23 protein-coding genes are annotated in these 25,837 nt (G+C 61.9%); 10 read left to right on the top strand and 13 right to left on the bottom strand.

Features of this window, described 5'->3' with window-relative positions; translation table 11 throughout:
- Window positions 1-20 precede the first annotated feature (20 nt).
- From AC1Q9F_RS11285 to AC1Q9F_RS11250, 8 genes are all read right to left on the bottom strand, one after another.
- Window positions 21-1,121, bottom strand: coding sequence for a DUF1513 domain-containing protein (locus AC1Q9F_RS11285; RefSeq protein WP_492619905.1), 1,101 nt, complete (start codon window positions 1,119-1,121; stop codon window positions 21-23).
- A 14-nt stretch (window positions 1,122-1,135) separates the two neighbouring features.
- Window positions 1,136-2,200, bottom strand: a complete 1,065-nt coding sequence (locus AC1Q9F_RS11280) for an imelysin family protein (RefSeq protein WP_007953243.1) — start codon at window positions 2,198-2,200, stop codon at window positions 1,136-1,138.
- A gap of 26 nt (window positions 2,201-2,226) precedes the next feature.
- Window positions 2,227-3,654: a di-heme oxidoreductase family protein gene (locus AC1Q9F_RS11275; RefSeq protein ID WP_492619906.1), complete on the bottom strand. Its 1,428-nt coding sequence runs from the start codon at window positions 3,652-3,654 to the stop codon at window positions 2,227-2,229.
- Window positions 3,655-3,809: 155 nt separating this feature from the next.
- Window positions 3,810-5,156, bottom strand: a complete 1,347-nt coding sequence (locus tag AC1Q9F_RS11270) for an imelysin family protein (protein ID WP_007953245.1) — start codon at window positions 5,154-5,156, stop codon at window positions 3,810-3,812.
- Window positions 5,157-5,352: 196 nt separating this feature from the next.
- Complete coding sequence (locus tag AC1Q9F_RS11265; RefSeq protein ID WP_492619907.1) at window positions 5,353-7,404, bottom strand: putative bifunctional diguanylate cyclase/phosphodiesterase; 2,052 nt, start codon at window positions 7,402-7,404, stop codon at window positions 5,353-5,355.
- 355 nt (window positions 7,405-7,759) lie between these two features.
- Complete coding sequence (locus AC1Q9F_RS11260; protein ID WP_003227660.1) at window positions 7,760-8,356, bottom strand: superoxide dismutase; 597 nt, start codon at window positions 8,354-8,356, stop codon at window positions 7,760-7,762.
- A 176-nt stretch (window positions 8,357-8,532) separates the two neighbouring features.
- On the bottom strand, window positions 8,533-9,135 hold the full coding sequence (locus tag AC1Q9F_RS11255) for a LysE/ArgO family amino acid transporter (RefSeq protein ID WP_085606714.1): 603 nt from the start codon (window positions 9,133-9,135) through the stop codon (window positions 8,533-8,535).
- Between the two features lie 5 nt (window positions 9,136-9,140).
- The gene (locus tag AC1Q9F_RS11250) at window positions 9,141-9,542 is read right to left on the bottom strand and encodes an ACT domain-containing protein (RefSeq protein ID WP_492619908.1); all 402 of its coding nucleotides are present in this window, start codon (window positions 9,540-9,542) and stop codon (window positions 9,141-9,143) included.
- A 96-nt stretch (window positions 9,543-9,638) separates the two neighbouring features.
- Between AC1Q9F_RS11250 and AC1Q9F_RS11245 the strand changes: the two genes are divergently transcribed.
- The 4 genes from AC1Q9F_RS11245 (at window position 9,639) to AC1Q9F_RS11230 (ending at window position 13,547) form a co-directional block, all read left to right on the top strand.
- Window positions 9,639-10,532, top strand: coding sequence for a LysR family transcriptional regulator ArgP (locus AC1Q9F_RS11245; protein ID WP_492619909.1), 894 nt, complete (start codon window positions 9,639-9,641; stop codon window positions 10,530-10,532).
- Window positions 10,533-10,586: 54 nt separating this feature from the next.
- Window positions 10,587-11,579, top strand: a complete 993-nt coding sequence (locus tag AC1Q9F_RS11240) for an NAD-dependent epimerase/dehydratase family protein (RefSeq protein ID WP_492619910.1) — start codon at window positions 10,587-10,589, stop codon at window positions 11,577-11,579.
- Between the two features lie 116 nt (window positions 11,580-11,695).
- A complete protein-coding gene (locus tag AC1Q9F_RS11235; protein WP_492619911.1) occupies window positions 11,696-12,574 on the top strand; it encodes an ATPase in 879 nt (292 codons plus the stop codon).
- Window positions 12,575-12,698: 124 nt separating this feature from the next.
- Entirely contained in the window at window positions 12,699-13,547 is an 849-nt protein-coding gene (locus tag AC1Q9F_RS11230; RefSeq protein WP_085606706.1) for a cache domain-containing protein, read from the top strand.
- A gap of 44 nt (window positions 13,548-13,591) precedes the next feature.
- Here the strand turns inward: AC1Q9F_RS11230 and AC1Q9F_RS11225 are convergent, their stop codons facing one another.
- Both AC1Q9F_RS11225 and pobA read right to left on the bottom strand, forming a co-directional pair.
- The gene (locus AC1Q9F_RS11225; protein ID WP_103387419.1) at window positions 13,592-15,109 is read right to left on the bottom strand and encodes an MDR family MFS transporter; all 1,518 of its coding nucleotides are present in this window, start codon (window positions 15,107-15,109) and stop codon (window positions 13,592-13,594) included.
- Between the two features lie 79 nt (window positions 15,110-15,188).
- The gene (pobA, locus tag AC1Q9F_RS11220) at window positions 15,189-16,382 is read right to left on the bottom strand and encodes a 4-hydroxybenzoate 3-monooxygenase (RefSeq protein WP_492619912.1); all 1,194 of its coding nucleotides are present in this window, start codon (window positions 16,380-16,382) and stop codon (window positions 15,189-15,191) included.
- 178 nt (window positions 16,383-16,560) lie between these two features.
- Between pobA and AC1Q9F_RS11215 the strand changes: the two genes are divergently transcribed.
- On the top strand, window positions 16,561-17,457 hold the full coding sequence (locus tag AC1Q9F_RS11215; protein WP_007953272.1) for a helix-turn-helix domain-containing protein: 897 nt from the start codon (window positions 16,561-16,563) through the stop codon (window positions 17,455-17,457).
- An 8-nt stretch (window positions 17,458-17,465) separates the two neighbouring features.
- On the opposite strand, the gene AC1Q9F_RS11210 is transcribed toward AC1Q9F_RS11215, so the two are convergent.
- The gene (locus AC1Q9F_RS11210; protein ID WP_007953274.1) at window positions 17,466-17,642 is read right to left on the bottom strand and encodes a hypothetical protein; all 177 of its coding nucleotides are present in this window, start codon (window positions 17,640-17,642) and stop codon (window positions 17,466-17,468) included.
- An 86-nt stretch (window positions 17,643-17,728) separates the two neighbouring features.
- Complete coding sequence (locus AC1Q9F_RS11205) at window positions 17,729-18,634, bottom strand: LysR family transcriptional regulator (protein WP_492619913.1); 906 nt, start codon at window positions 18,632-18,634, stop codon at window positions 17,729-17,731.
- 115 nt (window positions 18,635-18,749) lie between these two features.
- Between AC1Q9F_RS11205 and AC1Q9F_RS11200 the strand changes: the two genes are divergently transcribed.
- The gene (locus AC1Q9F_RS11200; protein ID WP_492619914.1) at window positions 18,750-19,628 is read left to right on the top strand and encodes an MBL fold metallo-hydrolase; all 879 of its coding nucleotides are present in this window, start codon (window positions 18,750-18,752) and stop codon (window positions 19,626-19,628) included.
- A 46-nt stretch (window positions 19,629-19,674) separates the two neighbouring features.
- Window positions 19,675-20,289, top strand: coding sequence for an NAD(P)-dependent oxidoreductase (locus AC1Q9F_RS11195; protein ID WP_492619915.1), 615 nt, complete (start codon window positions 19,675-19,677; stop codon window positions 20,287-20,289).
- A 46-nt stretch (window positions 20,290-20,335) separates the two neighbouring features.
- On the opposite strand, the gene AC1Q9F_RS11190 is transcribed toward AC1Q9F_RS11195, so the two are convergent.
- Window positions 20,336-21,214, bottom strand: coding sequence for a LysR substrate-binding domain-containing protein (locus AC1Q9F_RS11190; RefSeq protein WP_129973307.1), 879 nt, complete (start codon window positions 21,212-21,214; stop codon window positions 20,336-20,338).
- A gap of 139 nt (window positions 21,215-21,353) precedes the next feature.
- Here AC1Q9F_RS11190 and AC1Q9F_RS11185 point away from each other — a divergent pair, with 139 nt between their 5' ends.
- The 3 genes from AC1Q9F_RS11185 to AC1Q9F_RS11175 all read left to right on the top strand — a co-directional run bounded on the left by AC1Q9F_RS11185 (window position 21,354) and on the right by AC1Q9F_RS11175 (window position 25,760).
- On the top strand, window positions 21,354-22,991 hold the full coding sequence (locus AC1Q9F_RS11185; RefSeq protein ID WP_127799643.1) for a 5-guanidino-2-oxopentanoate decarboxylase: 1,638 nt from the start codon (window positions 21,354-21,356) through the stop codon (window positions 22,989-22,991).
- Complete coding sequence (locus AC1Q9F_RS11180; protein ID WP_492619916.1) at window positions 22,988-24,439, top strand: aldehyde dehydrogenase family protein; 1,452 nt, start codon at window positions 22,988-22,990, stop codon at window positions 24,437-24,439. Before AC1Q9F_RS11185 ends, AC1Q9F_RS11180 begins: the two co-directional genes overlap by 4 nt.
- Before the next feature lie 217 nt (window positions 24,440-24,656).
- The gene (locus tag AC1Q9F_RS11175; RefSeq protein ID WP_492619917.1) at window positions 24,657-25,760 is read left to right on the top strand and encodes an ABC transporter substrate-binding protein; all 1,104 of its coding nucleotides are present in this window, start codon (window positions 24,657-24,659) and stop codon (window positions 25,758-25,760) included.
- Window positions 25,761-25,837: the final 77 nt, after the last annotated feature.

Genomic DNA, 25,837 nt, shown 5'->3' with positions numbered 1-25,837 from the left:
CGAACGGTCGGCGGCGAATTTCAGGCCATCAGATGAAGATGGTTGTCCCAGAGCCCTGCGGGCAAATCCAGCGGTTTGGCCAGCAGATCGTCCTGGCGGCAATCGTAGTAGCGGCAACGTCCCTGACCGGAGGTCACGACAAACCCGTCCTTCACCGCACCGACGCCGGCGCAGTCGGGTAACGGTGCGTCGAGGCGCACTTCGCCGCTGTCCAGATCCCAGATGAAGAAGCGGTTGCCGCGCGGTGCGGTCAATGCCACCAGACGCAGGTCGCTGTGCACGGCGACGCTGGCGGTGTAATGACCCATCGACTGCAACTGATGCTCCGGCACCGGGAACGCCACGAACGGCTGGCCGGGACGTTTGATCGCCAGCAGCTCCGAGCGCTCGTGGGAAGGCCCCATGAATTGCTGGCCGGCGACGATGGTGCCGTCGCTGGCGATCCCCAGATGGCGCACGCTGTTCATCTGCTGGGCGAGGGTTTCCTTGCTCAGCAGGGTGCCGTCGCGTTGCATCAGCACCAGGCTCGGTTCCATGGCGTCGAGGTTCATGTCGACCCGGCTTTCGGCCTCGGTGCGGATCCCGCCGTTGGCCACCACCAGGGTTTCACCGTCGGGCATCCACGACACCTGATGCGGGCCGAGACCGTGAGTGGAAATCTCGCCGCTGTGCACCAGCCGTTCGCCTTCGAATTTGTACACCCCGAGCAGGCCACGGCCCGGATCGGTGGTGTCGTTTTCGGTGGCGTACAGGTAGTCGCCGCTGTGGTGGATCACCGCATGTCCGTAGAAATGCCGGTTCGGCTGCGACGTCACGGTTTGCAGCAATGCACCTTTGCGCAGGTCAATCAGGTAGCTCTCGGTGCCCGGCCGGCGAGCAACGAACAGCGCGATCGGCAGCGTCGGGTGATTGATGATGTCGTGGCAGCGCTGGCCGACTTCGGTGGCAAACACCTGAGTGCCGTCCAGCCGATAACCGACGGCGTAATGCTTGCCGTCGGTGTCGTCCCGCGCCGACAGCAGCAGCGGGCTTTGGTCCTTGCGTTTGAACAGCGTCCAGCCGCCCAGTGTCACTGCTCCCAGCAGCAAACTACCTAAAGTCAGAGCCTGGCGTCGCAGCATGGCACGTGCCCTCATCAGTCACCGTCGTTGGCGTTGAAGCCCAGTTGGATGCCCAGCGCCTTGGCCAGCTCGCCTTCGTGCAGGCGGTGGACGACGTTGAGGCTGTCGTAGATGTCGTTGAGCTGCTGGCGACCGGCGTCATCGTTGAGCATTTCGGTCAGCGAGCGCTGAGTGCTGCCGAACAGTTTGAGCGACGCCGCGTAGGCTGCATCGATTTTGTCCGCCAGCGGCTTTTGCTCAGCCGGCAGCAGGCCGCGCAGGCCTTTGTTGTCGACGCCTTCCCAGACGGTTTTGGCCGCTGCGAGGCTGGCTTCCAGCGACTCCATGGACGACTGGCTGCGCCATGCATCGGCCTGGAACGGCTGAGGCACGCCCTTGCTCTGACGGCCCATCGGCGTACCGAGCTTTTTCTTCAGGGTGTCGAGGGCGGTGACCTGTACCCGCAGCAGATCGGCGATCGCTTCGTGGGAGTCGGCGTAGCGCTGGTTCGGGAACTTGCTCATTTGCGCGAGCATGCCGTCGGTGTTGTTCCAGCTGCTGAGGATCTCTTCGGCCAGTTGTTTCTGACGCTCGCCGATGGCCACCAGCAGTGGGCAGTATTTGGCTTTCTGCGCGTCGTTGGCGACGTCAGGCTTGGCGTCGAACAGGATGTACTCGTAAGCGGACAGGCCTTGAACCACGACGCTGGACTTGGCCAGTGCGGCGGCATCGATCTGCGGCTGCGCGGTGACCAGCTGCTCGACCTGACGGCCGACCAGGTTTTTCTTGTCCGGCCAGAACTGCACCTGCCACGAACGGTTGCCCTCGGCCAGCGGGCCGATCAACAGCGGTTGCAACTCGGCCCAGGCTTTCTGCGCGTGCAGGAAGTCGGCACGGGCGGTGTCCAGCGACTCTTTGCCCTGGCAGTAGGCGAGGGCGCTGACGGCCAGTTGCTTGTCAGCTTCGACCCAGCGGGTGTAGGTCGGCAGGATCACCGATTTGGCGATGGCCGCCGAGGTGACGGCTTGCGGATCCTGCGGCGAGCACGCGCCGAGGGCCAGTGCGGCAAGGCTGGTGAACAACAGCTTGGGACGGAACATGTCGGGCTCCCGATTCTTTTAAGTGTTTAAAGTGAGTTCAAGAACGCCAGCAGCGCGGCACGCTGCTCGACGTTGAAAGACAAAACCTGTTGCTGCGCCGCCTTCGCTTCGCCGCCGTGCCAGAGCACGGCTTCGAGCAGGTTGCGGGCGCGGCCGTCATGCAGAAACTGGGTGTGGCCGCTGACCGTCTGCGTCAGGCCGATGCCCCACAGCGGCGGGGTGCGCCAGTCGCGGCCGGAGGCCTGGAATTCGGTGCGGTTGTCCGCCAGGCCTTCGCCCATGTCATGCAGCAGCAGATCGCTGTATGGGCGAATCACTTGATTGGCCAGTTCAGGTTCGGCCGCGTTGGCGGCGGTGGTGTATTTCGGCGTGTGACAGGACTGGCAACCCGCCTGGAAAAACAGATTCTTGCCGGCCAGCACTTGCGCATCGTTGACGCCACGGCGGGCGGGAACGGCGAGGTTGCGGCTGTAGAACAGCACCAGGCGCAGGATGTTGTCGCTGACTTCCGGTTCGCCGTCCGGGCCATTGCCGTTCGGCGCCTGTTTGCAGGCGGTTTGCGCGTCGGTGCAGTCATCAAACGGTCTCAGGCTGGTGGTGAGGCCCATATCACCAGAAAACGCGTGAACATTTTGTTGATTGAGGTTCGGTTGGCCGGCTTTCCAGCCAAATCGGCCCATGACGGTCTTTTGCTGCTCATCGTCCCAGACCCGGTTTGGCCGGCCGTTGATGCCGTTGTTCTCTTTGGCCTGCGCGGCGGCGTTGGCGAGGATCGCTTCTTCCGGGATCGCTTCGAGCAGGCCCAGGCCGATCATCGGCGGCGCAACGCGGGCCGAGAAACGTGTGTCCGGGTGCATCGGGCCGTAGCCGAGCTGGGTGATCTGCAAGACTGGTTTACGCAGCTCGACCTCGGTGCCGTCCTTGAAGCGGACCGGCACCGGCGTGTAATCGACCCGCACCTTGCCTTCCGGCGCGACGCCGGGGACGGCCATGTCCTGGAACTGGCCGCCGTACACCGGCTCGGGCACCACGCCCACCTGTTCGATGACCTTGGCATAGGCCGGCGCATCGGGAATCGACAGGCGCACCAGCATCGACACCGCGTTGGCCGCGTCCGGCGTCGGCGGATGGCCGCGGCCGTCCTTGATGTGGCAGTTCTGGCAGGCGTTGGTGTTGAACAGCGGACCGAGGCCATCGCGGGCCGTGGTGGTCGACGGCGCGATCACCCACGGGCTGCGGAAGAAGCTGTTGCCGACGCTGAAGTCCACCCGCCGCGAGGGCGGCAGGTTGGCCGACGGCAGGGAAAACGCGTTCTGATCGCTCTTGCGCACGGTCGCCGCGCCGCCGGAACGGGCCTCACCCGGCTCGGCCTTGGTGAAACGCGGGGCGTCATCGCAGGCACTCAGGCCCAGGGCCAGAAACAGTGCGGACAAGCGAAGAGGCAGCGAGGGCATCAGACTTCCTGCAAGAGGGGCGAATTTAAAGGCGCAAAGTCTAACAGGGCGAGGGGGTTTGAATAAGAGGAATTATCGTTTGCTTGATGCACGTCAGGTCAGCCAGAACGAAAAAGGCGACCCGAAGGTCGCCTTTTTTAACGCGGACGCTGTGATCAGAACTCGTGATCGGCGTTGTCCGGGTTCAGGTCGCTGATGCCCAGTTTGCCGGCAGCGGCTTCGATCGAACCGGTCTGCTTGACCAGCGAAGCGATGGCATCGCGGACGATCTGGTTGCCGGCGGTGTTGCCGGCCGCGATCAACTGGTCGTAGTGCTCACCCTTGTTGGCGTGATCGACCATGACCTGGATCTTGGCTTCGGTGGCGGCCAGATCGGCTTTCAGCGCGGTGTCGGCAGCCGGGTCAACCTTGGCCACCAGCGACGACAGGCTGGCGCCGGTCATTTTGGTGCCGTCGACACGGGTGTACTCGCCCAGGTACACGTTACGGATGCCCTTGGCATCGTAGAAGTGCGAGTTGTGGGTGTTGTCGCTGAAGCAATCCTGTTCGTCTTCCGGGGAGTTCGCTTCCAGGGACACTTTCATGCGCTCGCCGGCCAGTTCGCCCAAGGACAGGCTGCCCATGCCGAACAGCATTTTGCGCAGGCCGCTTTCAGCCGGTTCGGCTTCCAGGGTGGCGCGGTAGTTGTCGGCCACGTTCGGCTTCCAGTTGCCGACCATTTCTTCCAGGTCGCTGACCAGCAGTTGGGTCACGGCTTTCAGGTAGGCACGACGACGGTCGTTGTGACCGCCGGTGGCGCCGGCGCCTTCCAGGTAGTCCGATGCTGGACGGTTGCCGGCGCCAGGGCCGGTGCCGTTCAGGTCCTGGCCCCAGAGCAGGAATTCGATGGCGTGGTAGCCGGTGGCAACGTTGGCTTCGGAACCGCCCAGCTCGTTCAGGCTGGCGAGTTTTTCCGGGGTGATGTCCTTGACGTCGACCTTGTCTTCGCCGACCTGTACTTCGGTGTTGGCGATGATGTTGGCAGTGGCGCCCGGGTTGCCCAGTGCGTGCTCGTAGGACTTGTCGACGTAGTCGATCAGGCCTTCGTCCAGAGGCCAGGCGTTCACCTGACCTTCCCAGTCGTCGATGATGGTGTTGCCGAAGCGGAACACTTCGCTCTGCAGGTAAGGAACGCGGGCGGCAACCCAGGCAGCCTTGGCGGCTTTCAGGGTGTCGGCGTTCGGCTTGGCGAGGAACGCGTCGATGGCGGTTTGCAGGGTTTTCGCGGTGGATTCGGCATCGCTGTAAACGGCGAAGACCATGTCGGCGTAGTGCGAGACAACGGCTTTGCCGGCGGCTTCGTCGACTTTACCGGCAGCAGCAGGCGCAGCCGGTGCAGCGGTGCTCGCAGCCGGAGTCGGCGCAGGAGCGGCGGCCTTTTCTTTGTCTTTACCTTCGCCGCAACCGGCGAGGGAAATAGCGATGGCCAGCAGACTGGCGGTAGCCAGAGGCATACGAATCATGGCGAACATCCTGCTTCGGTAATTGAGTGGACAGGCGCGGGGGTGCGCAAAAGCTGCGACATAATGCAAATCTTTCGCATTATGTGTAAAGGGTTGTAGCTGGAAATATTTCCTATTTGCGCAGGGTTTGCGCTGGATCAACAGCGTAGACCACGCCCGACGGATCAAGGGGTTTGCCTGGCTTCGCAGGCAGGTTTCAGAGGATGGCCGCGTTACTGCGCTGGGCCTGCTTGAGATAAGCGCTCAACTCGCGCGCCGGCAGCGGCTTGCTGTAGTGGTAGCCCTGACCTTCGTGGCAGCCTTCGGAGATGATGTAGGTTTCCTGTTCGGCGGTTTCCACGCCCTCGGCGATCACCTGCATGCCCAGGCTCTTGCCCAGTTGAATGATGGCACGAACGATGGTCGCGTCATCGTCGTCGTCCAGCAGGTCCTGAACGAAGCTCTTGTCGATCTTGATCTTGTCCAGCGGCAGACTCTTGAGATAGCTCAGCGACGAATAGCCGGTGCCGAAATCGTCGATGGCGATCAGCGCACCGGAGCGGCGCAGGCTCAGCAGGTGCTGGGCGGCGGTGCTGATGTCTTCCATCAGGCCGGTTTCGGTGACTTCCAGCTCCAGACTGCGCGGCGGCAGGCGGTACATCTGCAACAGGTTGTTGACCACCCGTGGCAGCTCGGCGTGGTGCAGTTGCACGGTGGACAGGTTGACCGCCATGCGCAGGTCGACGAAGCCCTGGTCGTGCCAGTCGCGCAGTTGCTTGCAGGCCTGATCCAGCACCCACTCGCCGATGGCGATGATGGTGCCGTTCTGCTCGGCCAGCGGGATGAACAGGTCCGGTGGCACCAGACCGTGTTCCGGATGCTGCCAGCGGATCAGGGCTTCGACCCCGACCACGCGATGATCGCGGTAGCTGATCTGTGGCTGATAGACGAGGTAGAACTGATCGCGCAGCAAGGCATCGCGCAGGTCTTTTTCCAATTCGCGACGGCGGCGCATTTCGCTGTCGACGCTGGCGATATAAAACTGATAACGGTTGCGCGAGCGGGTCTTGGCCAGGGTCATGGTCTGTTCGGCTTTCTGCAACAGCTTCTCGGTGCTGTCGCCATCCTCCGGGAAGAGGGTGATGCCGATGGTCGCGCGCAGACGGATTTCCTGATGATCGAGGGCGAACGGCGCTTCCAGGTCATCGAGAATGCTTTGCGCCAGTTCCGCCGCTTCGTAAGGCTGTTCGATATCGGCCTGCACCAGCGCGAACTGGTCGCCGCCGAGACGGGCGAGGGCGCCGAGGCGACCGCTGTGGGCGCGCAGGCGGTCAGCCAGGGCCAGCAGCAACTGGTCGCCGGTCTGGTAGCTGAATTGTTCGTTGATGCCTTTGAAGTCATCCAGTCCGACACACAACACCGCAACCCGACGCTGCAGTTTGCCGGCATCCACCAGAATCTTGTCCAGTTGCTGCTGCAATTGCTGGCGGTTCGGCAGGCCGGTGAGGAAGTCGTACTGGGCCATGCGCAACAGGCTGTTTTCCGCTTCGTGGCGCAGGTGGGTATTGCGTTCGATGGATTCGAGCAACTGGTTGGCGGTGTTGATCCAGATACCGAGTTCGTTTTTTTCGTGACCCTTGAGCTGCGGAATCTTGTGTTCGCTGGGGCGGTCCGGATTGATCTCGGTGAGGTGTTCGATGATCCGCGACAGCGGTTTGGTCAGCAGCCAGTGATAGACCAGGTACAGCACCAGGCCCATGGCCAGGGCGCGCAACACGCCGGAAATAAAGATGATCACCGAGCTGACGATGAATCCCTGACCGTAGGTGGCCGTGTCGAGGGTGATGCTCAGGTCACCGTAATATTCGCTGTAGGGGCCGCGTCCCACCAGTTGGGTGGTGAACGTGCGTTCCTGGCCGAGGATCAGGTCGGTCAGCCAGCGACTGTTGGAATGCTGCAGCTCACGGGATTTCTGCGCGAGCATCGCTTCGTTGGGATGGCCGATGGAGGCCTGGCGCACGGCGTCGTCCTGGAACAGGCCTTCGATCACCTGCATGCCCATCTCCCGGTCCAGGCTGTAGACCGCCTGGGTTGAGGGATCGCGGAACATGTCGAGGATGCGTTCGGCATCGCCGGCGACGGCCTGGCGTGTTTTATAGGCATCGAAAACGATCTGCGCGCAGCTCAAGACCACGCCGACGATCAATGCCGACAGGAGCACGACCCGGAGCAACTTCACCGACAAGCTGTTCTTGAGTTCCAGCTTCAAAGGGTTATTCCTTGTTCCGTGCGGGTAGCGTCAAGTTGCCATGAGTATTGGCAATCCCGTGTTGGCAGTCAAAGGGACAATCGAGCCGCGGAAAATTTGTCCGTGGCCTTGGCCGAAATGCTGCTGTCTGGAGTATTTGCCCTGGTTGTACTGTGTCGGTAGTTTCGCTCTCCAACTTGAGGGGAGTCTGACAATTTTTCCTCTTTTGATGTTAGTCCGCCGTGGCTTGGGAGCAAGGCGAGAAGGGCTGCTTTGCGTGTGGGAAAAGGCCCTGTTTGTGATGCAACGCACCCACGATGATTTCTGCGGGCATAAAAAAACCCGGCAATGCCGGGTTTTTTGTCTGGCGTGCAGCTTAAGCGGTGAAGGTCTTGCCTTCGAACTGCTCGGCCACGAACTTCCAGTTGACCAGGTTCCAGAACGCCTCGACGTACTTAGGACGCAGGTTACGGTAGTCGATGTAGTAAGCGTGTTCCCACACGTCGCAGGTCAGCAGCGGGGTGTCGCCGCTGGTCAGCGGGTTGCCGGCGCCGATGGTGCTGGCCAGAGCCAGGGAACCGTCAGCCTTTTTCACCAGCCAGCCCCAGCCGGAACCGAAGGTGCCGATCGAGGTTTTGCTGAACTCTTCCTTGAACTTGTCGAACGAACCGAAAGCCGCGTTGATGGCTTCAGCCAGTGCGCCGGTTGGTTGACCGCCGGCGTTTGGCGCCAGGCAGTTCCAGTAGAAGGTGTGGTTCCAGACCTGAGCGGCGTTGTTGAAGATGCCGCCCGAGGAAGTCTTGACGATTTCTTCCAGGGTCTTGCCTTCGAACTCGGTGCCTGGCACCAGGTTGTTCAGGTTCACGACATAGGTGTTGTGGTGCTTGTCGTGGTGGAATTCCAGGGTTTCCTTGGAAATGTGCGGCTGCAGGGCATCGTGTGCGTAAGGCAGCGGCGGCAATTCGAAAGCCATGATGATTCTCCTAATCAGGTCTGTTGCGGTGAGCGCAAGGCCGATCACGGGCGGCCAGAAATGCACCGGCGAGTTTTTACTCTTTGCGGCGCAGGGTTCGGATCATAGCACCGGGGGTGCGGCTTAACCACGCAACAACTGTGTGGGATAGAGGTTCCAGAGCTGTTTGGAATAAATCATGAAGCCAATATCAATTGCCCTGCCACCGTGAACATCATCACTGCCACCAACAGATCGAGAATCCGCCAGGTACTCGGCCGCGCCAGCCATGGTGCGAGCCATGCGGCGCCGAACGCCAGGGTGAAGAACCACAGCAGCGAAGCACTCGCCGCGCCAACGACATAAGCGCCGGGCACCGACTGTTGCGCACCGAGGGAGCCGATCAGCAAAACGGTGTCGAGATAGACGTGCGGGTTGAGCAACGTCACAGCCAGTGCACTGAGCATCACCGCCCGCAACGAACGCACGGTCTGGTTTTCACCCTGTTGCAGGCTCTGTTTCGAAAACGCCCTGCGCAGCGCTTGGCTGCCGTACCAGATCAGGAAGATCGCGCCGCCCCAGCGTGCGACCGCCAGCAAGGTCGGGTTTTGCGCCAGCACCGTGGCCAGACCGAAAACACCTGCCGCCACCAGCAACGCATCGCAGGCGACGCACAGCGCCGCGACCGGCAGGTGATGTTCACGCCGCAGGCTCTGCGCCAGGACAAAGGCATTCTGCGTGCCGATCGCCATGATCAGCCCGAACGCCACCAGCAAACCGTTGGTATAGCTTTGCCACATGACGATTACTCCGCGTTGGCTGCGAGATCGCGCAGCACTTGCATGGCGCGTTCGGCGTCGGCCTGACCGACGAACAAATGATCGTGGTAGTAGCCGGCAATCACGTTACAGCTGATACCTGCCTTGCCCAGTGCGGTAGCGAATGCGGCGGTCAGGCCGACGGCTTCCAGCGCCGAATGCACGTTCAAGGTGATCCAGGCTGCGACGTAATCGAAACTCAAACCGGCGCGCTCGGCGTGGGAACGTTCGAGAATCACCGTCAGACCTTCCTGCTCACGGAAACTGCCTACGACCTCCAGACCGCTCGGCAACTGGCCGTCGCGCAGGGTGCAGAAGACGTATTCGCCGGCATTGAGCTGCGGGCTCATGCTGCGCAGCAGGGTGGTCAATGAGGTTTCGCCAGCCATGGGGGTGGTCCTTGATAGAGAGTGCTTGCTGGCTATTCTCCCGGTTGACGCTGTATAAGAAAAACCAATAGTGCTGATCGCTCATTAGGAAAACTGATGTTCGACTACAAATTGCTTTCCGCTCTGGCCGCCGTGGTCGAGCAGGCCGGATTCGAACGGGCGGCGCAGGTGCTGGGCCTTTCGCAATCGGCGATTTCCCAGCGGATCAAACTGCTGGAGGCGCGGGTCGGCCAGCCGGTTTTGGTGCGCGGCACGCCGCCGTCGCCGACCGAGATCGGCCGGCGCCTGCTCAACCATGTGCAGCAGGTGCGCCTGCTTGAACGGGATTTGCAGACGCTGGTGCCGGCCCTGGACGAAGAAGGCCTGCCGGAGCGCCTGCGTATCGCCCTGAATGCCGACAGCCTCGCCACTTGGTGGGCCGAGGCGGTGGGCGACTTCTGCGCCGAACAACATCTATTGCTCGATCTGATCGTCGAAGACCAGACCGTCGGCCTCAAACGCATGCGCGCCGGTGAAGTGGCCGGTTGCCTGTGCGCCAGCGAGCGTCCGGTGGCGGGCGCGCGCAGCGCGTTGCTCGGGGCGATGCGCTATCGGGCGCTGGCCAGTCCGGCGTTCATCGAGCGGCATTTTCCCGAGGGCGTGCGGGCTGAACAGTTACCGCGCACCCCGGCGTTGGTGTTTGGCCCGGACGATTTTCTCCAGCATCGATACCTCGCGTCCCTCGGTGTCGATGGCGGTTTCGAACATCATCTGTGCCCGTCATCCGAAGGCTTCATCCGCCTGACCGAAGCCGGGCTCGGCTGGGGACTGGTGCCGGAATTACAGGTGCGCGAGCAACTGGAGCGCGGCGTACTGCGCGAACTGTTGCCAGATAAACCGATCGACGTGCCCTTGTACTGGCATCATTGGCGCAATGGCGGTCAGTTGCTCGGGCTGTTGACCGAGCAATTGGTGCGCTCGTCGGCGCAATGGCTGGTGCCGTTGGACTGACGGCCAGCGTCAAGACTCACGAATCAGGCAAAACGAAAGACAGCGGAGCTCTACATGAAAATTCTGGTCACCGGCGCAAGCGGCTTCATTGGCGGACGCTTTGCGCGTTTCGCCCTGGAGCAGGGCCTGGACGTGCGGGTCAACGGTCGCCGGGCCGAGGGTGTCGAGCATCTGGTGCGTCGCGGTGCCGAGTTCGTTCAAGGCGATTTGAGCGATCCGGATCTGGTGCGTGCGCTGTGCAGCGATGTCGAAGCGGTGGTGCATTGCGCCGGCGCGGTCGGCTTGTGGGGCCGCTATCAGGACTTCCATCAGGGCAATGTGCAGGTCACCGAAAACGTGGTCGAGGCCTGCCTGAAGCAACGGGTTCGGCGGCTGGTGCATCTGTCGTCGCCCTCGATCTACTTTGACGGTCGCGATCATCTCGGCCTGACCGAAGAACAAGTGCCCAAGCGCTTCAAGCATCACTACGCCGCGACCAAATACCTGGCCGAACAAAAGGTCTTCGGCGCCCAGGAATTCGGCCTCGAAACCCTCGCCCTGCGCCCGCGTTTCGTCACCGGCGCCGGCGACATGAGCATCTTCCCGCGCTTGTTGAACATGCAGCGCAAGGGCCGTCTGGCAATCATCGGCAACGGTCTGAACAAGGTCGATTTCACCAGCGTGCACAACCTCAACGAAGCGTTGCTCAGCAGTCTGCTGGCCGATGCTTCCGCGCTGGGCAAGGCCTACAACATCAGCAACGGCACTCCGGTGCCGCTGTGGGATGTGGTCAATTACGTGATGCGCAAGATGGAAGTCCCACAGGTCACCAAGTACCGTTCCTATGGTCTGGCCTACAGCGTCGCGGCGCTCAACGAAGGTGTGTGCAAGCTCTGGCCCGGGCGTCCCGAGCCGACCCTGTCGCGCCTGGGCATGCAGGTGATGAACAAAAATTTCACCCTCGACATCAGCCGTGCCCGGCATTATCTGGACTACGATCCGAAAGTCAGTCTGTGGACGGCCCTCGATGAGTTCTGTGGCTGGTGGAAGGCTCAGGACATTCGTTGATACGAATCTGCCGACCGGCAATGAACCGCGCCACGGCCTGAGGGTCAACCTCAGCGGCCGCGGGGTTTATACTTCGCCCCAATCTGCCATCACCGCGTTTCACAAAGGTTGCCTCAATGTCCATGCGTAACGATGCCCACGACGATTTCGACGATGTACCGAGCCTGCGCGCCGATACCCTCGATGACGACGATTTTCCGGCCACCACCGCCCGCACCTCCGTGCATTCGCGCACGCCGCCGGTGGTCAAGGTCAAGGCCGCCAGCACCGGGCCGTTGTGGGCACTGGTCGGCGCATTGTTCTTCGCATTCATTGGTCTGGCCTGGTGGAGCTTCCAGCAGATTTCGCTGATGGAGCAACAACTGGTGGCGACCCAGGAAAGTTTCGCGCGCATCAGTGAGGAAGCGGCGGGGCGTCTGCAGGACATTTCCGGCAAGGTCGTGGCCAGCCAGACCAACGTCACCACCGACAGCGAAGCCTTGAAGCTGCAGATCAAACAGCTGCAAAGCGCGCTTCAGGATCAGAGCAAACAGCAACAGGGCGTGGCCGGTCAGGCGACAGATCTGGACAAACGCCTGGCGCAGATGACCGCCCAGACCACTGAACAACAGAACGCCAACACCCAGTTGCAGGCTCAGGTCAAAGCCCTGAGCGCCGAGCTGGCCACGCTGAAAAGCACGCCGGCCGACACCAGCAAGCTCGATGCTCAGCTCAAGAGCTTGGATGCACAGGTGAAGGGTTTCGATGCGCAGTTCAAGAGCCTCGGTGCCGACATCACGGCCCTGAAGAAACAAGGTGGATCGAACCCTGCAATCGATCGTCTGGAGCAGGAAATCGTCATCCTCAAGAGTGAGCAGGACAACCGTCCGGCCGCTGCGCAGGGCGGCACCAACACCGCCGAGTTCGATGCGTTCCGTGGGCAGATGACCCGCAACATCAACACCCTGCAAGCGCAGATCCAGAACCTGCAACAGCAACTCAACGCCCGTCCGTAAGCCTCTTGTGTGGCGCGGGCGCGAACGCCCTCGCCACAGCAACATTCAGAAGCTTTCTGAATATCCATACATGCCTTCAGGCCGTCTACGCTCTTGAAACACCAACAAGAACGAGGGATGCGTCATGGGGTTTGTGCACAAGCTGGCCTGGCTCGGCGCGGTGCTGCTGTTGAGTTTCGGTCAGGCCAACGCGGCCACCACGGAAAAAGACGACAGCAAGGCCGCCATCGCCTTGCTGGAAAAGGCGCTGGCCTATTACCACGACAACGGCGACAAGGCGTTCGCGGCGTTCAGCCGCCAGGGCGAATTCGTCGACAAGGACCGTTACGTGTTCGTGGTCGACACCAAGGGCGTGATGCTTGCCAGCGGTGGGCCATCGTCGGCATTGATCGGGCGTGACGTGAGCGAAGTCCTCGGGCCGGACTTGCAGAAGTCGTTCAAGGACGCCTTGAAAGTGCCGGAAGGCAACGGCATCCAGCAGGCCGAATACCGCTGGCAGAACTGGTCCGACGGCAAGGTCGAGCGCAAGCACGTTTACTATCAACGCATCGGTCAGCGGATTCTGGCGGTGGGTTATTACCTGCCGCGCGCGTCGGCGGAGCAGGCGAAAGCGTTGCTCGACAAAGCGGCCACCGACCTGACCAAAGATGAGAAGGGCACGCTGTCCGCGATCAACTCGCTCAAGGGCGGTTACCTGCAGGACGACCTGTATGTGTTCGTGGTCAATCTCGACAACCGGCGCTACGTTGCTCACGGCACCAACCTGCGGCTGATCAACACCGATTTCGCCAAGGTTGACGACCCGGAAGGCAAACCGGTGGGCGAACCGATTCTGGCGCTGATCGGCAAACAGGATGAGGGCGAGTACGAGTACCGCTGGAAAAACCCGGTGACCGGCAAGGTCGAGGACAAGCATGCCTACCTGAAAAAGGTCGGGAATATGCTGGTGGCGGTCGGTTATTACAGTGCTTGAATGCTGAAAGCTCCCACGCCGCGCGTGGGAGACATCGTCATCAATCAGCGGGCGCCGTGCTCACGGCCCCGCAGCAACCGGTTCGGCATCGCGATTGCCGCCGCCAGCCCGAGCAGCGACACCGCCGCGCTGACCATCAGCAAATGCCGGAACGTCACCAGCAACTCGGCACGCAAGGCGTTCTGCGCATCGCCGGGCGCCGCGTTCAGACCGTCGAGCAGCACGTTGCCGGAATGCCCTTCGCTCATCAGCGAGCTGCCGGCCAGGTGGGCGAAACTGGAATCCTGCAACAATGCCAGCAACAGCGCCGACATTAACGCCACGCCCACTGCGCCACCCAGGGAGCGGAACAGGTTGGTGGTGCTGGTGGCGACACCGATGTCCTTTTGCTCGACCGAATTCTGCGTGCCGACCAGCGATGTCGGGAACTGCATGCCGCCGGCGATACCGCTGAGCAACATGAACAGGCTGCTGAGCAGCGTCGCATCGGGCGGGCTGAAGGCCATGCCGAGGATCGAGATCGGCATCAGCAGCGCGCCGGTCAAAATCTGCGGTTTATAGCGCCCGGTGATCGAGGTGCGACGTCCGGCGAAATACGCGCCGATCGGCAAACCCATCGCCAGCGGCAGCAAGTGCAATGCCGCGCTGTCGGCCCCGGCGCCGGTGACGCTCTGAAAGCGCAGCGGCATCAGCACGATCAGGGAAATCGCCTGGAAGCTGCAAAAGAAAATCGTGCACCAGCACAGCAGCGCACTGCGGTTGGTGAACAGGTGCATCGGCAGCAACGGCTCCCGGGCGCGTCGTTCATGCCAGACGAACACCGCCAACACCGCCACCGCGCAAGCGAACAGCCCGAGCACTTCGCTGCTGCGCCATGCATGGCCCTGGCCGACCTGAGTGATCGCCAGCAACAGCGCGGTCAGGCCGATGATCATCAGCAGCGTGCCGAGATAATCGATGACTGGTTTGCGCTGGGGAATCGGCAGGCCGATCAGGTTGCGTCGCGCCACCCAGTACGCGCCGAGACCCAACGGCAGGTTGATCAGGAACACCCAGCGCCATGACAGGTACTCGGTCATGTAACCGCCGAGCACCGGGCCGGCCACACTGGCCACCGCGTACATGCTGCTGAAATAACCCTGATAGCGCCCGCGTTCGCGAGGGGGCACGATGTCGCCGATGATCGCCTGACTCACCGAAATCATCCCGCCGGCACCGATGCCCTGGAAAATTCGCGCCAGCACCAGTTGCTCCATGCTCTGAGCCATGCCGCAGAACAGCGAGGCAAGGGTAAACAGGCCCATGCCGAACAGCATCAGTTTGCGCCGCCCGTACAGATCGCCGAGCTTGCCGTAGATCGGCACCGCCACGGTCATCGCCACCATGTAGCCGGAAATCACCCAGGCCAGCAGGCTGACGTCCTTGAATTGTGCGGAGATGGCCGGCATGGAAACGGCGACGATGGTCTGGTCCAGCGCACCGAGAAAGATCGCCATCATCAGCGCGACCAGCACGCTGCGAATGGCCGGTTTGGGCGTTTCGGGATGGTTGAGATTGGTCACGGGCGAACCTGCGGGCAGTGATTGACCCGCAGTGCCAGGGCGAGCGGGTGAGTGCTCGCCAGTGTAAGTCGGTAGGAAGCTATTCGATAGCCTCATAAGGAAGCCCGACGTAATTTTCTGCAATGGTTTTTTGACCGGCCTCCGAGCTGACAAAGTAGTCCAGTTCCGAAGCACAGATCCGCTGGCTGAAATCATCATGCTCATCGAAGCGGTGCAACATCGAAGTCATCCACCAGGAAAACCGCTCGGCTTTCCACACCCGGCGCAGGCAGATCTCCGAGTATTTTTCCAGCAACTCGGTGCGACCTTCGCGGTAAACCTTCAGCAAAATCCTGAACAGCGTGCTGACATCGCTGGCCGCCAGATTCAAACCCTTGGCACCGGTCGGCGGAACGATGTGCGCAGCATCCCCAACCAGAAACATCCGCCCGTATTGCATCGGCTCGACCACAAAACTGCGCAGCGGCGCGATGCTCTTTTCAATCGACGGACCGGTCACGAGTTTCTGCGCCAGATCCTCCGGTAGACGATTGCGCAGCTCATCCCAGAAACGCTGATCCGACCAGTCATCGACGTTTTCCTCGGCCGCCACTTGCAGGTAATAGCGGGTGCGGGTCGCCGACCGCATGCTGCACAGGGCGAAGCCGCGCTCGTGGCGGGCGTAGACCAGTTCATCGTGAATCGGCGGCGTGTCGGCGAGAATCCCCAGCCAGCCAAACGGATAGACCCGTTCGAAGACTTTCAGGCAGTCCTCGGGAATCGACTGCCGGGCCACGCCGTGGAAACCGTCGCAACCGGCGATGTAGTCGCAATCGACGCGCCAAGTTTCGCCGTCCTTTTCGAAGGTGACATAGGCTTCGTCGCTTTTCATGCCACAGGGAACGACATGGCTGGCTTCATAGATTGTCTGTCCGCCGGTCTCCCGACGAGCGGCCATCAGGTCGCGGGTGACCTCGGTCTGGCCATAGACCATCACGGTTTTTCCACCGGTCAGGGCTTGCAGGTCGATGTGGATCCGGCGCCCGTCGAGGGCCAGTTCGAAACCACCGTGCACCAGACCTTCGGCGTCCATCCGCTGACCCACGCCAGCCTCGCGCAACAGCTCTACCATGCCTTGTTCAAGCACACCGGCGCGGATTCGGCCGAGCACATAGTCAGGTGTCTGGCGCTCCAGAATCAGGGTGTCGATGCCGGCGTTGTGCAGCAGCTGGCCGAGCAATAATCCGGACGGACCGGCGCCAATGATGGCGACTTGGGTTTTCAGCGTTTTCATTGTTTTTATGACTCGCAAGCTTCACGCGACAAACGCCGGTGAATGATTTTCAGGATTCGAGTGCTTGCATTTTTCCCTTGCGGGTCTGTCAATTGAAGGTGAAAACTGAGCCGATACCTGTACATTCTGCCAATCGGTGCGATTATCGCCCGCAAACCTCGAGGCCTGGATTGAAGTGATGAACAAGCCTGACCTGCCTTCGATTCCGGTGTTCAAGCTCTACGGTGAAAGCCTGGACTGGCCGACCCCTGACTTGCTGCACTGTGAAACCATTTCCAAACGCAGCCGCGAACACCAATGGGAAATCAAACCCCACCGCCACGCCGATTTGTGCCAGTTGCTCTTCGTATTCAAAGGTCAGGCAGAGCTTGAAATCGAAGGCCAACGCACGCAACTGAACGAAGCCGCGATCCAGATCCTGCCGCCGTTATCGGTGCATGGATTCCGTTTTTCCGAGGACGTCGAAGGATTTGTCGTCACCCTCGCCACACCGTTGATCAACCATTTGCAGGCGCAACTGGGCAGCGCGGTGCAGGCCCTGGCCCAGGCCGAAAGCTATCCGGCGGGCAAGGATGCGGAGTACCTCAACAGTCTGTTTGCCGCATTGCAGGCCGAGTACAACGGCCATCAACCGGCGCGGGAAATGCTCATGCATTCGCTGGTCAGTGTGATCATGGTCTGGGTCAGCCGTCAGGCGATCCACCGCCACAACGCCACGCAACGCCCGCAGCGTCAGCGCGAATACCTCAACGGGTTCATTCAACTGGTGGAAGAAACCTACCGCCAGCACGTCAAGGTCGAAGACCTGGCTCATCGTCTGGGGATTTCCGTCTCGCACCTTAACGGCACCTGCCGTGAACTGGCGGGGCAGCCGGCGTTGCAGATCATGCACGAGCGTCAGTTGCTGGAAGCCAAGCGTCTGCTGACTTATACGAGCATGACCATTTACGAGATGTCCGAGGTGTTGGGGTTTTCCGATCCGACCAACTTCACGCGCCTGTTCCGGCGCCGGGTGGGGATCTCGCCAAAGGCGTTCCGCGACCGCTTGAAGGCCGAACAGAACGACGACGCCTGAGCCCCGTATCAGCGCAGGGCGTTGAGGGTGGCGTTGTGAGGAATGCAGCGCTCGAAGTTGCAGCTCGCGTATTCACGGGGCAGTTGCCGCAACTGCTCCACGCGCCATGCCGCGGTGCCGTACAGCGCCAGCGTGGCCGCGCAGGTGATGAAAATCGCGAGGTATCTTCTTGTTCTGGTGTTCATGGCGTTGACCTCTGAACGAATACCCTTGGGTACTACTTTCAGCATAGGTCAGCGCCGTGAAGTTGCCAGCGGCTCTGCGAACGGGATTACAGCCCGATATCCCATTGCGGGTTTTCGGGAAAACGCTGCACCAGAAAGTCCAGCATGCAGCGCAACGCCGCCGGCATGTGCTTGCGCGAGGCATACACGGCGTAGATGTTCATCTGCCGCGGCTCGGCGTGGGGTAGCAGGCGAACCAGTTCGCCGCTGTGCACATGCACCCCGGCCTGATAGGTCGGCAGCATCGCCACGCCGGCGCCGGCCAGGGTCGCGCGCAGCAGGGTGCTGGCCTCGTTGGCGCTGATGTTGCCCTGCACCGGCACCGAAACCGGTTCGCCATCTTCCTCGAAATGCCACAGGCTCTTGCCGAAATAGGAATGGGTCAGGCAGTTGTGCCGGCTCAGCTCTTCTACGCGCTGCGGCTGCGGATGCTCCTGCAGATAGACGGGCGCGGCGCAAACCACCGAACGGCAGACCGTCAGGCGCCGGGCGATCAGGTTGGGATCGAGGTCGTTGCTGGTGCGGATCGCCAGGTCGATGCGCTCGTCCACCAGGTTCACGGTGCGATCAAGCATTTGCAGGTCGATGTTCACCCCCGGATACGCTTTGACGAACGCCGCCATGGCATCGGCCAGTTGCGCCTGGCCGAACGAGGTGCTGACGCTGATCCGCAGCAAACCCCGTGGGGCATCGGCAGGTTCGCTGACGGCGGCCTGCATGTCGCCGGACAGCTCCAGCATCTGCCGGCAGCGCGGCAGGATCTCGTTGCCGGCGGCGGTCAGGCTCAACTTGCGGGTGGTGCGGTGCATCAGGCGCGCGCCGACCCAGTCTTCCAGTTCCGCCAGATAGCGCGACACAACCGGCCGCGACAGGTCCAGGTGATCGGCCGCCGCCGACTGGCTGCCCAGATCCACTACCGTGACAAACACCCGCATTGCTTGGAGACGATCCATGATTTGCCCGCTTTCAGAAACAAACTATGTTCAAGCATCGCATTTTTTGTAACGAGTCTGGCAACTAAGCTCTGTCCCCATCGCCAAGCACGGCATTCGAACAGCGGAGCAACCCATGATCGGCTTCACCACCCTCAAGCGCGTCTTACTGGCCACCGCCACCCTCGGCTTTGCTGCCCACGCAGCGGCTGCCAATCTGACCCTCGACGTCTACAACCCGGGCACCAACGCGATTTTCCCGGTGACCTCGGTACTGGTCAGCGGCGAGAAAGACGCGATTCTGGTGGACGCGCAGTTCGGCAAATCCCAGGCCGAGCAAGTGGTGGAAAAGATCCGCGCCAGCGGCAAGCAACTGACCACCATCTACATCAGCCACGGTGACCCGGATTACTACTTCGGTCTCGACACCCTGACCAAAGCCTTCCCGAATGCCAAGGTGCTGGCTTCGCAACCGACCGTTGATCACATCAAAAAAACCGTCGACGGCAAACTCGCGTTCTGGGGCCCGAAAATGGGCGCCGACGTGCCGGCCAAAACCATCGTGCCGGGCGTGCTCAAGGGCGACAGCCTGATGCTCGAAGGGCAGAAACTGCAGGTGGTCGGTCTGGAAGGCAAGCAGCCGGATCGCAGCTTCGTGTGGATTCCGTCGCTGAAAGCCGTGGTCGGTGGTGTGGTCGTCGCCGAGAACATCCACGTGTGGATGGCCGACACCCAGACTGCGCAATCCCACGCCGACTGGCTGGAAACCCTGCACTCGATCGAAACCCTGAAACCGAGAACCGTGGTGCCGGGTCACTACCTGGGTGACAGTGCCCGTTCGCTGGCGGCCGTGAAATTCACCGCCGACTACATCAAGGCGTTCGACGCCGAAACCGCCAAGGCCAAGGACTCTGCCGCGCTGATCGCCGCGATGAAAAAACGCTACCCGAAACTGGGCGAAGAGAGCTCGCTGGAGCTGAGCGCGAAAGTCGCCAAGGGCGAAATGCAGTGGTAACCCGATTCTGAAAAACGCAGCACTCTCAAGCCAACTGGAGAATGTCATGAGCAAGATCGCAATCATTGGCGCCACCGGCCGTGCCGGCAGCCAATTGCTGGAAGAAGCCCTGCGTCGCGGCCACAGCGTCACCGCCATCGCTCGGGATACCTCGAAGATCGGCGCCCGCGCCGGTGTGGTCAGCAAGAATGTCGACGTGCTGGATTCCGCGGCATTGCAGGACGCCGTCGCCGGTCACGATGTGGTGATCAGCGCCGCGCATTTCGCCACGGTACCGGCCAGCGCGCTGATCGGCCCGGTGAAACAGGCCGGGGTGAAACGTCTGCTGGTGGTCGGCGGCGCCGGTTCGCTGTTGCTGCCTGACGGCACTCGCGTGATCGACAGCGCCGGTTTCCCGGCCGAGTACAAGGCTGAGGCCAGTGCCGGTGCGGCGTTCCTTGAGGCGCTGCGTCAGGAGAAGGAGCTGGACTGGACGTTCCTGTCGCCGTCGGCGCTGTTTGTCGAAGGCGAGCGCACCGGCAAGTTCCGGGTCGGCAAGGATGACTTGTTGGTGAGTGCTGAAGGCCAGAGCTCGATCACCTTTGCCGACTATGCGATTGCGCTGATCGACGAAGTGGAAACGCCGAAGCATTCGCGTCAGCGGTTTACCGTCGGATATTAAGTTCTGGATCGTTCCCACGCAGAGCGTGGGAACGATCATCAAGGCTTCAACGCGTATGAGCCTGCTCCACCAGCCACCCCATCAATTCCTGCAACTTCGCCGACGGCTCCGATGCCGGTGCGACGATGTAATAGCCCAATCCCGTCTTCACCTTCAGATCGAACGGCATCACCAGTCGCCCGGCGTTCAGGTCGTCGCCGATCAGTGACCAGTCGCCGATCGCCACCCCCGTCCCGTGGGACGCCATCGACATCGCCTGATCCAGCGTCTCGAAATGCTGACCGCTGGCGATGTTGCTCAAGTGCAGTTCGGCGGCTTCGAGCCAGAGTGTCCAGTCGTCATCCGTGTGAGTCGGGTGCAGCAGCAGATGCTGTTGCAGATCTGCCGGTGCGTGCAGGGCCGGCCCACCGTTGAGCAGCGTCGGCGAGCAGACCGGCGTCAGTTGCTCATCGAACAGATGCAGGGTCGCGGGCGAGTCGTGGGGCGCGGTGCCGTAGATCACCGCCGCGTCGAACTGCTCGCGATGAAAGTCCACCCCGTGTTGCAGCGACGCCGTGAGTTTCACCGGCACGTCCGGGCGCTCGCGCTGCCATTGCAGCAGGCGCGGCAACAGCCAGCGCATCACGCAGCTCGGCGCCTTGAGTTGCAGGGTCTCGCGCTTGGCGCCGATCTGCTCCACCGAGTCGCCGATCAGGCTGAACACCTGTTGCACCCGTGGCAGCCATTCGCGACCTTCGGCCGTCAGCTCCAGGCCCCGGGCCAGGCGAATGAACAGCTCATAACCCAGATGTTCCTCCAGCCCGGCGATCTGCCGGCTCACCGCACCCTGGGTGATGTGCAACTGCTCGGCGGCCCGGGTGAAGTTGCAGCACTGCGCGGTAATCAGAAACGTATGCAGGGCGGGCAGGGGAGGCAGTCGTTTCATGTGGATCCAAGGTATGACGTGAGGACATGGCTAGTATGAGCTTTTATCGATTGTTGCGGCTACGGGTCGCCCGTTTCAATGAGGCCAATCACCGGTTCCTTTAAAGCCCGGTGCCTCAACGAACAAGAAGGGCAAAGACATGGCGACGTGTGGCGAAGTACTGGTCAAGTTACTCGAAGATTATGGGGTCGAGCAGGTGTTCGGCATTCCCGGGGTGCATACCGTGGAGCTGTATCGCGGGCTGGCCCGTTCGAGCATCAACCACGTCACCCCGCGCCATGAGCAGGGCGCCGGCTTCATGGCCGACGGCTACGCCCGCACCAGCGGCAAACCGGGCGTGTGCTTCATCATCACCGGCCCGGGCATGACCAACATCACCACCGCCATGGGCCAGGCTTACGCCGATTCGATCCCGATGCTGGTGATCTCCAGTGTGCAGTCACGCAGCCAACTGGGCGGCGGTCGCGGCAAGCTGCATGAACTGCCGAACCAGAGCGCACTGGTCGGTGGCGTGGCTGCGTTCTCCCACACGCTGATGTCGGCGTCCGAATTGCCGGGCGTATTGGCCCGCGCGTTTGCGCTGTTCCAGGCCGGGCGTCCACGTCCGGTGCACATCGAAATTCCGCTGGACGTGCTGGTCGAAGAAGCCGACGAACTGCTGACCAGCGTGCCGGTCAACATCGACCGCGCCGGTGCCGCGCCGGCCGCCGTGAGCCGCATGACCGAACTGCTGGCCGGCGCCCAGCGTCCGCTGATCCTCGCCGGTGGCGGCGCCATCGACGCGGCTGCCGAACTCACCGAACTGGCTGAACTGCTCGACGCACCGGTGGCCCTGACCATCAACGCCAAAGGGATGTTGCCGTCCAGCCACCCGCTGTTGATCGGTTCGACCCAGAGCCTGGTGGCGACTCGCGCTTTGGTGGCCGATGCCGACGTGATCCTGGCGATCGGCACCGAACTGGCGGAAACCGACTACGACGTGACCTTCGCCGGCGGTTTCGAAATTCCCGGCAAGTTGCTGCGCGTCGATATCGATCCAGACCAGACCGTGCGCAACTACCCGCCTCATGTTGCATTGGTGGCCGACTCGCGCAACGCGGCACAAGCGCTGCTCAGCGCGCTGTCGCACAAACCGCTGGCCGAGCGCCGCAACGATTGGGGTCAGGTACGCGCCGCGCGTCTGCGTGAAGACCTGGCCGCGACCTGGGATGCCCCGACGCTGGCCCAGACCCGTTTCCTCGAAACCGTGCTGCACGAATTGCCGAACGCAGTGTTCGTCGGTGACTCCACGCAACCGGTGTACACCGGCAACCTGACGTTCAACCCGGAGCGTCCGCGCCGCTGGTTCAACTCGTCCACCGGTTACGGCACCCTCGGTTACGCCTTGCCGGCGGCGATTGGCGCGTGGCTTGGCGGCAACCTCGAACACGGTGCACGTCCGCCGGTGGTGTGCCTGATCGGTGACGGCGGTCTGCAATTCACCCTGCCGGAACTGGCCAGCGCCGTGGAAGCACGCACGCCGGTGATCATCCTGCTGTGGAATAACCAGGGTTACGAAGAGATCAAGAAATACATGGTCAACCGCGCCATCGAGCCGGTGGGCGTGGACATCTACACCCCGGACTTCATCGGTGTGGCCAAGGCCCTGGGTTGCGCGGCGGAAGCGATCAGCTCGGCCGAACACCTGCGCGGTGCACTGCGCGCCGCCACCGATCGTCAGGGCCCGACCCTGATCGAAATCGACCAGACCCAATGGATGAAGGCGGTGGCCCAATGATCAATTTCCCGACCACACTCGACGGCCTGTACATCAACGGCCAATGGTCCGCCGGCCGCGAACACCTGCGCGTGATCAACCCGGCCACTGAAGCGCTGCTGACCACGGTCAATGGCGGTGACGAAAGCGCCGTCAACCAGGCTGTAGCGGCGGCGACTGAAGCCTTCAAAGGCTGGTCGAAAACCACCGGTGCCGAGCGCGCTGCGATCCTGCGCAACATCGCCAATGGCGTGCGCAACGGCCGCGAACATCTGATGAAGTTGCAGTCGAGCAACAACGGCAAACCGCAGTTCGAAGCGGGCATCGATGTCGACGACGTGATCGCCACGTTCGAGTACTACGCCGAGCTCGCCGAAGGCCTCGACGCCAGACTCGACAGCGACGTTCCGCTGCCCAGTGATGATTTCAACGCACGTCTGCGCCGCGAGCCGTGCGGTGTGGTCGGGCTGATCGTGCCGTGGAATTTCCCGATGGTCACCACCGCGTGGAAACTCGCGCCGGCCCTGGCCGCTGGTTGCTGCGTGGTGCTTAAACCGTCGGAAGTCACGCCGCTGCCGGAGCTGGAACTGGCGACCATCATCGCCGAATCCGGTCTGCCCAAAGGCGTGTTCAACCTGGTGTGCGGCACCGGTCTGGCAGTCGGTGCGCCGCTGTCGGCGGACCCGCGCATCGCCAAGGTTTCCTTCACCGGCAGCAACGCCGTCGGTGTGCAGGTGATGCAGCGCGCCGCTGAAACCGTGAAGGGCGTGAGCCTGGAGCTGGGCGGCAAATCCTCACTGCTGATTCTGGAAGATGCCGACCTGGATCTGGCGGTGGAACTGGCCTGCGGTGGCGGTTTCTTTAACGCCGGGCAGATGTGCTCGGCCACCAGCCGGGTGCTGGTTGCCGATGAAATCGCCGATGAATTCCTGATTCGTCTGAAGGCTCGCGCGGAAAAAATCCGTGTGGCCGATCCGTTCGATTCGGAAGTCGAGATGGGCGCGCTGGTCAATCAGGCGCAGTACCAGCGCGTGCTCGGTCACATCGACCGTGGTTTGAGTGCCGGTGCAAAGCTGATCTGTGGCGGCAATCGTCCGGCCGATCTGCCGCGCGGATATTTCTTGCAGCCGACGATCTTCACCGAAGTGCCCCTCGACAGTGCGCTGTGGTGTGAAGAGATCTTCGGCCCGGTGATCTGCGTGCGCAGTTTTGCTTCGGAGGCCGAGGCGATTGCGCTGGCCAACGACAGTCAGTTCGGTCTGGTGGCCAGCGTCGTCACGCGCAATGCCGAGACCGCGGATCGGGTCGCCAACGCCTTGCAGGCGGGGCTGGTGTGGCTCAACGCGCCGCAGGTGATTTTCCCGCAGACCGCTTGGGGCGGCTACAAACAGAGCAGCATCGGCCGCGAATTGGGGCCGTGGGGCCTGGCGGCATTTCAGGAAATCAAGCACGTGATCCGCGCGCTCTGAATGCCCGAAAAAGGTCAGCGCATGCCTCGCAACGAGGCATGCGCCGGCGTCATGGCTCCAATGAGTTTTTATCGATAGTCAGGTGTTTTGCACGACCTCAGGATGAACCCGCAGACCACGCTCAAGCCCTTTGAAACCGGGCGCTTGAGCAATTCCGGTCAGGCAGATGCAAGGGTTGCGATCAGTCTCATACTTACAAGAATAATGGGAGTCCTAAATGGGCGAGCACGATCTGAACAGGCGTCAATTCATCAAAACCGTCGGCGTGGCCTCGGTGGCTGCGGCGGCCATGAGCGTGCCCTTCATCCGGGCCAGTGCCAGCGACACCCGCTTTGCCGGCAAGACCCTGCGCCTGTTGACCTGGTCCGATGACACGGGCCTCGCCGCACTGCGCAATATCGCTGCAACCTTCGAAGCCAAGACCGGCGCCAAAGTGATTGCCGACCGCACCGGCAGCACCTCGGAAATGGTCGCCAAACTCAAGGCCGGCGGTGACCGTCCGCAGTACGACATCATCACCCTGGCTGGCGTCGGTGCCGAAGGTCTGGCCGCTGCCGGACTGCTGGAAAAACCCGATCTCAACCGTATTCCCAACCTGGTCGATGTCCCGGAAAAATACCGCACCGGGGCCAACGGTCATGGCATCGGCTACCTGCTGTGGTGCAACAGTCTGGTCTACAGCACTCGCACCCAGAAGGAAGCGCCGGACAGTTACGCCGCGCTGTGGGACGCCGATCTGGCACCGAGCATTTTCCTGCCGCCGCCGAACTGGACCGAGGCGATGGACCTGATCATCATCGCCGCCAAACTGGCCGGTGGTGACGAGCACAACATCGAGCCGGGCTTCAAGAAACTCGCCGAGCTGAAAGACCGCGTGGTGACTCTGGGCGAAAACCCCAACCAGATCGCCGAGCTGTTCCGCACCGGTTCCCTGGACATGGGCGGCTTATATGCCCCGGCGTTTTTCCCCAAGCAGATCCGCGATCCGAACTATGGCCTCGGCGCCACGTTCGGCATGAAGGAAGGTTTCTACACCGACCTGATGCTCTCGGTGATGCCGAAGAATCGTCCGGGCGACACCGACCTGGCCTACGCCTTTATCGACCACTCCCTCGACCCGCTGGTGCAGGGCAAGATGGCCGAAGACATCTTCAACGGCCCGGTCAACGCCAAGGCGATCATCTCCGCCGAAGCGCGCAAGAGCCCGTTCATCCTCACGCCGGAGCAGATCGCGGAGAAGGCGATCATGCACGACAACGCCTTCCTGGCGACCGTGCATGACCAGTGGATTCGTCGCTACACGGAAATCTTTTCTTCCTGATCGAGTGATGGACGCAGGTTCTTCAAACACCGAAGTACCTGTGGGAGCGAGCTTGCTCGCGATTGCGGACTGACATT

The organism is Pseudomonas sp. GW823-FHT04A03 (assembly GCF_058796615.1).
This window is presented reverse-complemented; position numbering and strand designations above follow the sequence as displayed.

Excerpts from the sequence above, each read along its gene's own strand:
- AC1Q9F_RS11270 (WP_007953245.1), bottom strand. The coding sequence starts at position 5,156 with ATGATTCGTATGCCTCTGGCTACCGCCAGTCTGCTGGCCATCGCTATT.
- AC1Q9F_RS11245 (WP_492619909.1), top strand. The coding sequence starts at position 9,639 with ATGTTCGACTACAAATTGCTTTCCGCTCTGGCCGCCGTGGTCGAGCAG.
- AC1Q9F_RS11195 (WP_492619915.1), top strand. The coding sequence starts at position 19,675 with ATGAGCAAGATCGCAATCATTGGCGCCACCGGCCGTGCCGGCAGCCAA.
- AC1Q9F_RS11250 (WP_492619908.1), bottom strand. The coding sequence starts at position 9,542 with ATGGCTGGCGAAACCTCATTGACCACCCTGCTGCGCAGCATGAGCCCG.
- pobA (WP_492619912.1), bottom strand. The coding sequence starts at position 16,382 with ATGAAAACGCTGAAAACCCAAGTCGCCATCATTGGCGCCGGTCCGTCC.
- AC1Q9F_RS11285 (WP_492619905.1), bottom strand. The coding sequence starts at position 1,121 with ATGCTGCGACGCCAGGCTCTGACTTTAGGTAGTTTGCTGCTGGGAGCA.
- AC1Q9F_RS11240 (WP_492619910.1), top strand. The coding sequence starts at position 10,587 with ATGAAAATTCTGGTCACCGGCGCAAGCGGCTTCATTGGCGGACGCTTT.
- AC1Q9F_RS11210 (WP_007953274.1), bottom strand. The coding sequence starts at position 17,642 with ATGAACACCAGAACAAGAAGATACCTCGCGATTTTCATCACCTGCGCG.
- AC1Q9F_RS11185 (WP_127799643.1), top strand. The coding sequence starts at position 21,354 with ATGGCGACGTGTGGCGAAGTACTGGTCAAGTTACTCGAAGATTATGGG.
- AC1Q9F_RS11230 (WP_085606706.1), top strand. The coding sequence starts at position 12,699 with ATGGGGTTTGTGCACAAGCTGGCCTGGCTCGGCGCGGTGCTGCTGTTG.
- AC1Q9F_RS11280 (WP_007953243.1), bottom strand. The coding sequence starts at position 2,200 with ATGTTCCGTCCCAAGCTGTTGTTCACCAGCCTTGCCGCACTGGCCCTC.
- AC1Q9F_RS11175 (WP_492619917.1), top strand. The coding sequence starts at position 24,657 with ATGGGCGAGCACGATCTGAACAGGCGTCAATTCATCAAAACCGTCGGC.
- AC1Q9F_RS11215 (WP_007953272.1), top strand. The coding sequence starts at position 16,561 with ATGAACAAGCCTGACCTGCCTTCGATTCCGGTGTTCAAGCTCTACGGT.
- AC1Q9F_RS11200 (WP_492619914.1), top strand. The coding sequence starts at position 18,750 with ATGATCGGCTTCACCACCCTCAAGCGCGTCTTACTGGCCACCGCCACC.
- AC1Q9F_RS11255 (WP_085606714.1), bottom strand. The coding sequence starts at position 9,135 with ATGTGGCAAAGCTATACCAACGGTTTGCTGGTGGCGTTCGGGCTGATC.
- AC1Q9F_RS11180 (WP_492619916.1), top strand. The coding sequence starts at position 22,988 with ATGATCAATTTCCCGACCACACTCGACGGCCTGTACATCAACGGCCAA.
- AC1Q9F_RS11260 (WP_003227660.1), bottom strand. The coding sequence starts at position 8,356 with ATGGCTTTCGAATTGCCGCCGCTGCCTTACGCACACGATGCCCTGCAG.
- AC1Q9F_RS11190 (WP_129973307.1), bottom strand. The coding sequence starts at position 21,214 with ATGAAACGACTGCCTCCCCTGCCCGCCCTGCATACGTTTCTGATTACC.
- AC1Q9F_RS11275 (WP_492619906.1), bottom strand. The coding sequence starts at position 3,654 with ATGCCCTCGCTGCCTCTTCGCTTGTCCGCACTGTTTCTGGCCCTGGGC.
- AC1Q9F_RS11205 (WP_492619913.1), bottom strand. The coding sequence starts at position 18,634 with ATGGATCGTCTCCAAGCAATGCGGGTGTTTGTCACGGTAGTGGATCTG.
- AC1Q9F_RS11235 (WP_492619911.1), top strand. The coding sequence starts at position 11,696 with ATGTCCATGCGTAACGATGCCCACGACGATTTCGACGATGTACCGAGC.